The organism is Bacillus cereus group sp. BfR-BA-01408, assembly GCF_022663305.1.
Classification (GTDB): domain Bacteria; phylum Bacillota; class Bacilli; order Bacillales; family Bacillaceae_G; genus Bacillus_A; species Bacillus_A pacificus.
Map to the genome: position 1 here is coordinate 1 of NZ_JAKUFF010000125.1, position 8211 is coordinate 8211.

Below are 8211 nucleotides of genomic sequence, written 5' to 3' on the forward strand. Positions count from 1 at the left end.
TCTATAAAGGGATATAGGGAAATTTTAAAAAATATTACTGGAGTGTTAAAAATGGCTATTACAATTACGGTTGGGAATTACAAAGGTGGCGTTGGTAAAACCACAAATGCTGTATTAAACTCTTATGAATTTGCGAAAAAAGGAAAGCGAACGTTACTCGTTGACCTTGATCCGCAGAGTAATGCAACAAAGTCTTTAATGTTAACAAAATCCATTCTTAATCCAGATGAAATTGTAACTGTTGAAAAAACATTAATGAAGGGGATACAAGAAGGGAATTTAGATGGTTTAGAAGTGGAAATCATGGAGAACTTATATTTAATTCCTTCTTATGTTGATTTTCAAGATTTCGCAAAGTTCCTTTATAAGACTTGCACTTCTGAAAAAGAGGAAGATCACTACTTTAAAGGATTACTTGAAAAGATAAAACATAAATATGACTACATATTTATTGATGTTCCTCCTATGTCACTAGAAGTTACGAAGAACGCCGTTGTGGCCTCTGATTATGTTCTAATTGCTTTACAAACACAAGAACGTTCTCTAACTGGTGCAGAGAACTACGTTAATGAACTCATCAAGTTGAAAGAACAATATGATCTTGATATTGAAGTAGTTGGTATTCTTCCTGTCTTATTAAAAAATAATGGTAAAGTTGATGAATACATCATGGAAAACGCTCGTGAAATCTTTGGTGAAGAGAACCTATTTAAAAATGTCGTCCCTCAAATGGAGCGTATTAAAAGATTTGATGTAAATGGTATTACTGAAAAAGATAGACATGATATGAATGTAATTGAATTATACGAAACGATTAGTGATGAATTATTATCTCGTATCGATATGTTTGAAAAAATGAAGGTTGGTGTGTAATATGGCGAAAACTCCTGGTTTGTTAGGTAGAAAGAGAAGGAACTTTGAGCCAACTGAGCCTTATGTACCAAAGCAAGGACAAGCTGCGATTGACAATAACGCTGAAGCAACTGCTCCTTCTCAACCTAAGACAGAAGAAAAACAAGTAACTCGAAAAGCAAAAAGAAACGAAAAAACTAAAACAAAAAAGGAATTTAAAAATCAGCAAGGTAGTATTAAAATTTCTAATCAATCAAAAGAAGAACTTGAAGTATTAATGAAACTTACAAATACAAAATTCGCTTATGAAATAATAGACTTACTTATAGATCGTTATGTAGAAAACGAGCTAACACCTGAGCAGAAAAGAAAATTCAAGCTCTTAACAGAGATATGAAAAATATAGAAATATCCCTATTATCATAAGTAGAAAAGTATACTTTTCTACTTATGCGTAATTTATCTAGTAACACCCACCAGAACTTCCATCACGGCTTTTTCTTCTCTCTTGACGCTATAATTCTTTTACGATATTCCTACATTATTTTAAATATTAATAAGAACAAAAAAACAAGGAATACATACTCGATTCAAATGTAAACTTTTGAATATTAGTTTACATTCAAATCCTCTAGAACATTGACTTCTAACTAAATCACCTGATATCCTCAATTTATACAACAAAAGTATACATTCAAAACACTATAAATAAAGAGGTCATAAATCCATGAAGAAAAAGCCACATCTTATCGATGTCCAACCTATCCGTAGCAAAGAACAGATCGAAGATATGAAATGGGCTCTTAAACGTCATTGTTCCCAAAGAGACTATATTCTCTTTCTTGTTGGAATTCATACCGGTCTACGCGTAAGTGATCTACTCCAACTTGAAACACAAACCATAGTAAAACTAAAACGCAAAAAGAGAAAAGAATTTAAAATCAAAGAAGGAAAAACGAAGAAAGAACGCATGATTAATCTTACTTCTATTTTTGATGAAATCTATTCGTATGCCCAATCACTAGAAAGTACATGGTTATTCCCTTCAAGAAAAGGCGATCAACCGATTAGTAAGATCCAAGCATATCGACAATTGCAAAAAGCCGGAGATTTTGCCGGTGTAGAATCCATTGGTACTCACACCATGCGCAAAACCTTCGGTTATTGGTTTTATAAACAAACAAAAGATGTAGCCATGTTACAAGAAATACTTAACCATAGCACACCACAAATTACACTTAAATATATTGGAATCAATAAAGAAGAAAAAGATAATATTCTTGATACATTTCAAATTTAATCTTTTCATTTTATTTTAATTTTAATATATTGAAATTAAAATATTAAAAGGAGTGTTCATCGTGAATAATTTAAATGAATTCCTAAAAGAAAACCAATTTATTAAATATTCCCTCTACATAATATTAGGTGCTGGAATTATAAGAATAGGCTATGAATTTGGATATTACATCTCAAATTTAGCAATGTAAAAAAACAACAATAAATTAATAACCCAAAAAAGGCATGCAACACATCGTTGCATGCCTTTTTTATAACGCTACGATGCGTTCCTTACTATTTAACATTAGAATAATTAAAGTAATCAAAGGAGGTACATATATGGACATTGGAAAAAAAATAAAACATTTAAGATTAATAAATAACATGACACAAGAAGATGTAGCCAGCCAATTATTTATTTCAAGACAAGTTATATCTAAATGGGAACTAGGAAAAAGTCTTCCTGATCTAACCAATTTATTAGCCTTAAGCAATCTATTTAATGTTTCAATTGATTCTTTATTAAAGGAGGATTCAAATTTGCAAGATCAGATAATAAAACAAAGCAATTATAAAAGATATTTATTAATAGCCGCTCTCTACATATATTCTTTAATTACTATTGTTGTTATATTTTATTGTCTCATTGCTTTTTTACTTATACCAAAAGACATAAAAACATCAGATCTAAACGTTATTAATTCCCACTTTTATCAAGAAAGCGATAAAAAAGAAATTCTATATATTTATAGTAAATTAACACCGTTTTTCTCCAATTATTCAGGAGATTATAGCATTCAAACAAAAGAACATGAAATAAACATTCATGCTAATCGAAATTCAATTCCTTTTAGAAATAAAGACGTTTTATTTTCAATCGAAAAAGATATACCTCACGGGATAGATTGGCAAGAAAAAGATGTTTACATTGTAGACGAAAATAATAACAAAATACTTATATATAACCATAAAAATAAACAACTATATTATCAAACAAAAAATTAAAGTAGGTGATCAAAATTAAAAACATCTATAAATATATTTTTATACTAACTACGCTTATTCTTAATATAATTAGTTCTCTACTTATAATGAATACTCCATTTATACCAGGGAATATGGTATTTGCCATTACATTTTTAATTTTCACTATGCTATTTCAATCCACTACAATGCTATTCATTATATATATGATTAAAAATGAAATATCTAAAAAGATAAAAATAATATTATATGTTTTTTTAACACTAGATATATTAATCTTTTTATCATTGCTATACATGGCATATATAGTAACAACAGCATTAAAATATTATTAACATCAATATAGCAAGGGAATGCTTGTAGACTGATCTATACTGCATTCCCTTATTGTATGTATGCTATATTCTTATTCGCCTTTTTCTAACAGTAGAACCACGAATTTTGGCGAAGACATTGGTTTTTTCCCTTTAATACTGGGGCATCTGTCCTATGCTTTTCACTCCACGATTCACTTGACTACGAGCCTCTTCCCCTCATAGTCAAGTGACTTTCGCGGCATAAACACATAGGAATCAGTAGATTACTTCCAAAATTGATACCATTTCTTTTCATTACTTGCCGCAACCATCTGTTTTACTTCTTGAAGCTCTCGTATAACAGTCATAACAGCTTTATCACGATCAGCAACTTGTTGTTTCTCTACAGTATCGGAGTGAGTTAATAATTTTTGTTGCGATTCCAATAAGTTTGTTAATTGAGCTATTTGTTCATTTTGATTCTGTAATTGTTTTTGTTGTAGCTCCACTGTACCTTTTAATTCTTGCAATAATTCTTTTAAATCATCTGATTTAGGTGTTATAACAGTCATATTTATATTCTGAACTGTTAACCCTTCTTCTTCTAAAAGTAATTTACAAGCATCTTCCAATGTAACTTGGGGCATACTTTTTAATTCTACTAACCTTTGTAATAATCCGATATCATAATCATCAAAAATAACCCGTTCTCGTTCATCTCTTTTAAAAGCATAACAGTTATAACTCTCAATTAATAAATAATATTTTTTAATCGTAGACGGTGATACTTTTAATCTTTTAGCAACTTGGGATACATTTTCATAAATTATAGGAGTCATAATAGTCATAACCTCCTTTTTAGTATTTCAAATTCGTTATAACGGTTATAACTCCTCTATCTTAGCATTTTAAATAAACTTGAGCTAAATCTACTCTTCCTCTTCCGTGACCTAATTCTTCATGAACTATATTCATCGCATCTTGTACTTGCCGATAGGTAGTTTTAAACTCTTGACGAATCCCATAATCCGCGCGTTTTCCTCGCTCATGATTTTTCAGCATATAAGCCAATACTTTCTGTCCTTGCTCATAGGATTCCCCTAATAATTCTTTAAAACGTTCCCTCGCGAACGTATGACGGAACATATGCGTTCCATTCGTAGGAATCCCAGTTGTCCTTCCAGCTTTTAATAGAGCTGCCCGCAAAGTATTATCTTTAACTGGAATGACTTTTTCATGTAACTTTTTATCTTTAATTATTTCATAGATTTTTTCTTGCAATCTTTCAGGTATCTGAATTTCACGTCTCCGTCCACCTTTTGTAATTCCTTTTCCATTCTTAATCTTTAAAATACCATTCTTCAAATCAAAATGTTCTAAAGTCAGATTGATAACTTCCCTCGCACGAAGTCCCAAATATAACTGTAATTGAAATGCATTCCGAACATGGATAGAGGGGATATTCTCTATTAATCTATTCGCTTCTCTCAAGCTCATAGAGCGATTCTCAGGAGCTTTCTTATTTTTTGGGTTGTTATAGCTAAACACTCTTTTTTCAGAACAAAAGCTCACCGGGTCCTTTTGAAATTTCTCTGCTTGTTTGTGCATAGCTATTTGTAACTTCCTTAGGCACGTCTCAATATTCATTAGGTGTCCGTAGGACACCCCTTCTTGTTCTTTATACTGTAAATAAGCATAATAATATTCTTCTTTAAAATAAATGATTCGTGTAATTCCATACTGTTCCCCACAAAAACGTGCAAAATCAATTGAAACCGATATTGTATTTTGAATATGTTTAAAAGAATATAGACCCCTCGTATGCTGTCCTTCTTTTTTTGCCTCATATTTTGATTGCCCAATACAAATAATTTCTTTTACTGCATTTTCAATTTGCCTTACAAGGGATACTTTTGAAGATCCTCGCCGTCTTCCCATATTCCCGCCGCCCTTCGGTCGGCCCGTTTTCGCTCACGCTCAAACGGGCATAATCCACCTTATGGTGCGCGGCAAATGCGCCGCACACCATAAGGTGTCAATCCGCTACTCCATATGTATCTGTAAAACTTTAATTTAAGCCTACGCCTGTCGCTCTATTTTTAGCGTGGAGAGCAACTGTTATATCCACGTTTCTTTAGCAAATCCAATTGTCTTCGCAACGGCATGGCTACAGCCATGCTTCCTTCGTACCTTCCGGTCTTCACTCTTTTTTATATTGTTTAATCCCAAAACACATTTGTTCATTTTCATGATCTCATTAAAAATAAATAATTATATATAAAAAGAGCCGTTTCGGACTCAGAGTCATAAACACCATATTAGTGTCTGAATCTGAACCGCGAAACGGCTCTTGAATGTTTAAAAGAAATAAAAAAAGAAAAGTAAATCTACATTAAATTTAACATAAGTTAAGTATAGATTCCATTGATTTTCTTTGACTTTTAAAATAGAGACTGATTCTCTCTTTTGAGTCTAACCCCTGTGTATTACGTATCTATCCATACGGTAAATGAAATTATTACGGTTTAGCTTGTATAATAACAAATTTAGATCAATGAACCCTACACATAATTGTTGTGTAAGTAATTGATAATCCTCTTTCTCCTATTATTTTCATCAAATTACGAAAACCCAAATTATAACACAGGTATCACCTTACCACTAATAAGAATAGTTGAGACTAATAATCTTTACGCTTGAATAGGTTTTAGATCAGTGAGTATGGAACGCTATCAAAAAAACAGTACATATCGCAATCTTGCACGTCAGCAATACCAGAAATGGACTTCGCCTTTGGTAGCAAGAATCCCGCTGGCGTTAGTCAGCTGGCCCCTTTAGGGGTGGGAGTGTCAAACCTGCTATAGTTAAAAATTGTTTAGTAAACTAATTTATTTTCCCATTAAATATATCCTATAAATCTTATATGAAATTTATAGTACAGGTACTAATTTCCACACAACTTTTTCTTTACCTAAATAGGTCATTGTAAGAGGACCATACATTGGTGATTCAATATTCTCATATTTAAGGTATCCACCTTCTGCTTGAAGAGTATATCCTCCCTCCACAGGAGTTATCGTCCAATAAGCTGCATTTTCCTCCCCACCAAAATATACACTATCATCCGATGTACTAAACCAATAAGAAATAGGTCCTTTTATCCAATTCACAGAGTCCTCAATACGATATTTCTTGTTTTCTTCAGAAAAATGCAACTTCATAGGATCTCCTTGTGAGCCAACAAGTACATGAATACGAGCACCAAAGAGCAAACGGAAACGCAGCCCTTTTGTTGGTGAATCTGCTGGAACTATATAATAATTTTTACTTGTGTCAATTTGATTTGCTACTTCATTTAATGGATTAGATGATACAGAGGCACTTGCTTTTTCTATTGGTAAAAATCCTAACAATATAACTAAAACCAAGAAAGATCTTAATGCTCCTTTACTCTTCATAAAATCACCTCCTTTAAAATACTTAACTTATATAATAACTAAAAAATAAAAAATCAGAATATTAAGAAAATTAATTGTAAAATTTAGCATAATTCTTGTTCAACTATTTTGTTGCGAATACTATAATTAACACATTTATCGCTGTAAAAGCCTATTCAATTACATTAGGAAGGATTCAAAATTTTAATAGGACAAATTTAACCATGCTTAATAACATACATTATTCATGACCATTGTAAAAATTATTCTTTTGGGGTCTTTCAATGAAAAAAATCCATCGTGTTTGACTTATAGGTGTAGTAGTGTAAAGTGTGGTTGTTTAAGTAATTAGTACAATATATAAATGACTGAGGAGTTACAAAGAAAAGTTTTCATATACAACTATTCCCAAAGGGTATTGGGATATAAGGTGACAGTTGGATTCGAACCAACATAAAAGGGTATGCTAACCTTGTACCATTCCTAATTGGCATGCCACCATGTGAAAAATATTGATATACTAAAATAAAAGGCGACAATCGGATTTGAACCGATGATACAGGTTTTGCAGACCTGGGCCTTACCACTTGGCTATGCCGCCATATAATTCTCTATAAAAGAGAATTAACACTTTGTTTTACGATTAAAACAATGTTAAATATCATATCAATTAACTATTAATTCTGAATAAGCAGATTCTAAACCAAATTATAACATTGTTTATTTAATTTAGTAAATGAAATTACTGATTTTTCAAATATAACTATCATTTATAGAAAGCCTTCGACATTTTGTCTTCTGTGCCTATTGAAATTTCATAGCCCCCCCTAGACAAATAAGAGAAGAGGCATGTGACTTCAACGTACAAATATGTTTTTTTATTATGTGCACCATGAGTTGATCCTACTAAAATAGTGAACGGAAAATAGATATTACAGGATTTTCTTCCCCCTATAGATAGGGATAGTCCAATATTGTTGTAAATCATCTAATTCTCTAAATTAAAGTTTTCTATTTAGCATATTCAAGGATTTTAGATTCCTATTTTTAGGTCAACAGATATACATCCTAAATATAGAATGAATATCTAATAAAATAATTTTGTACCTTGATAACATGCAATACCTTTTCTATCAAATAGCTTTTCTTTAAATGCTATAGGATCAATGTAATAAACTATACCTATGACAACTTGGATTCAAGTATAAATCCTTTAGTGTTAATATGTTCTCTTTTTTAAATCTTAAATCCTTGGTTATCTATATTTAGGCATGTTCATTGGATTAGGATATGTGTTTGGGTTTGTAACCATCTGATTTGGTAAAAAAGCAGCTATAGCAGCTGGAACTGTCTCTATATAA

Annotated in this window: 8 protein-coding genes and 2 tRNA genes; 5 read left to right on the forward strand and 5 right to left on the reverse strand. The window is 31.4% G+C overall.

From position 1 onward, the window contains the following. The first annotated feature begins 51 nt into the window (after positions 1–51). The 5 genes from MR083_RS25570 to MR083_RS25585 all read left to right on the forward strand — a co-directional run bounded on the left by MR083_RS25570 (position 52) and on the right by MR083_RS25585 (position 3138). Positions 52–873, forward strand: a complete 822-nt coding sequence (locus tag MR083_RS25570) for a ParA family protein (protein ID WP_242270041.1) — start codon at positions 52–54, stop codon at positions 871–873. A 1-nt stretch (position 874) separates the two neighbouring features. Beyond that, positions 875–1249, forward strand: a complete 375-nt coding sequence (locus MR083_RS25575) for a hypothetical protein (protein ID WP_001140762.1) — start codon at positions 875–877, stop codon at positions 1247–1249. Positions 1250–1579: 330 nt separating this feature from the next. Then, the gene (locus tag MR083_RS25580) at positions 1580–2152 is read left to right on the forward strand and encodes a tyrosine-type recombinase/integrase (RefSeq protein WP_000729002.1); all 573 of its coding nucleotides are present in this window, start codon (positions 1580–1582) and stop codon (positions 2150–2152) included. A gap of 61 nt (positions 2153–2213) precedes the next feature. Further along, positions 2214–2342, forward strand: a complete 129-nt coding sequence (locus MR083_RS27880) for a hypothetical protein (protein WP_255259355.1) — start codon at positions 2214–2216, stop codon at positions 2340–2342. A gap of 130 nt (positions 2343–2472) precedes the next feature. After that, positions 2473–3138 carry a helix-turn-helix domain-containing protein gene (locus MR083_RS25585; protein ID WP_242270037.1) on the forward strand — a complete coding sequence of 222 codons (666 nt, stop codon included), beginning with the start codon at positions 2473–2475 and terminating at the stop codon, positions 3136–3138. 559 nt (positions 3139–3697) lie between these two features. On the opposite strand, the gene MR083_RS25590 is transcribed toward MR083_RS25585, so the two are convergent. From MR083_RS25590 to MR083_RS25615, 5 genes are all read right to left on the reverse strand, one after another. Beyond that, positions 3698–4252, reverse strand: a complete 555-nt coding sequence (locus MR083_RS25590; protein WP_242270038.1) for a DUF3967 domain-containing protein — start codon at positions 4250–4252, stop codon at positions 3698–3700. A 61-nt stretch (positions 4253–4313) separates the two neighbouring features. Then, entirely contained in the window at positions 4314–5351 is a 1038-nt protein-coding gene (locus MR083_RS25595) for a tyrosine-type recombinase/integrase (RefSeq protein ID WP_242270039.1), read from the reverse strand. Positions 5352–6343: 992 nt separating this feature from the next. After that, complete coding sequence (locus tag MR083_RS25605) at positions 6344–6871, reverse strand: hypothetical protein (RefSeq protein WP_242270040.1); 528 nt, start codon at positions 6869–6871, stop codon at positions 6344–6346. Between the two features lie 407 nt (positions 6872–7278). After that, positions 7279–7350 (reverse strand) — tRNA-Ala (locus MR083_RS25610). Positions 7351–7380: 30 nt separating this feature from the next. After that, positions 7381–7451, reverse strand: a tRNA-Cys gene (locus MR083_RS25615). Between the last annotated feature and the right edge of the window lie 760 nt (positions 7452–8211).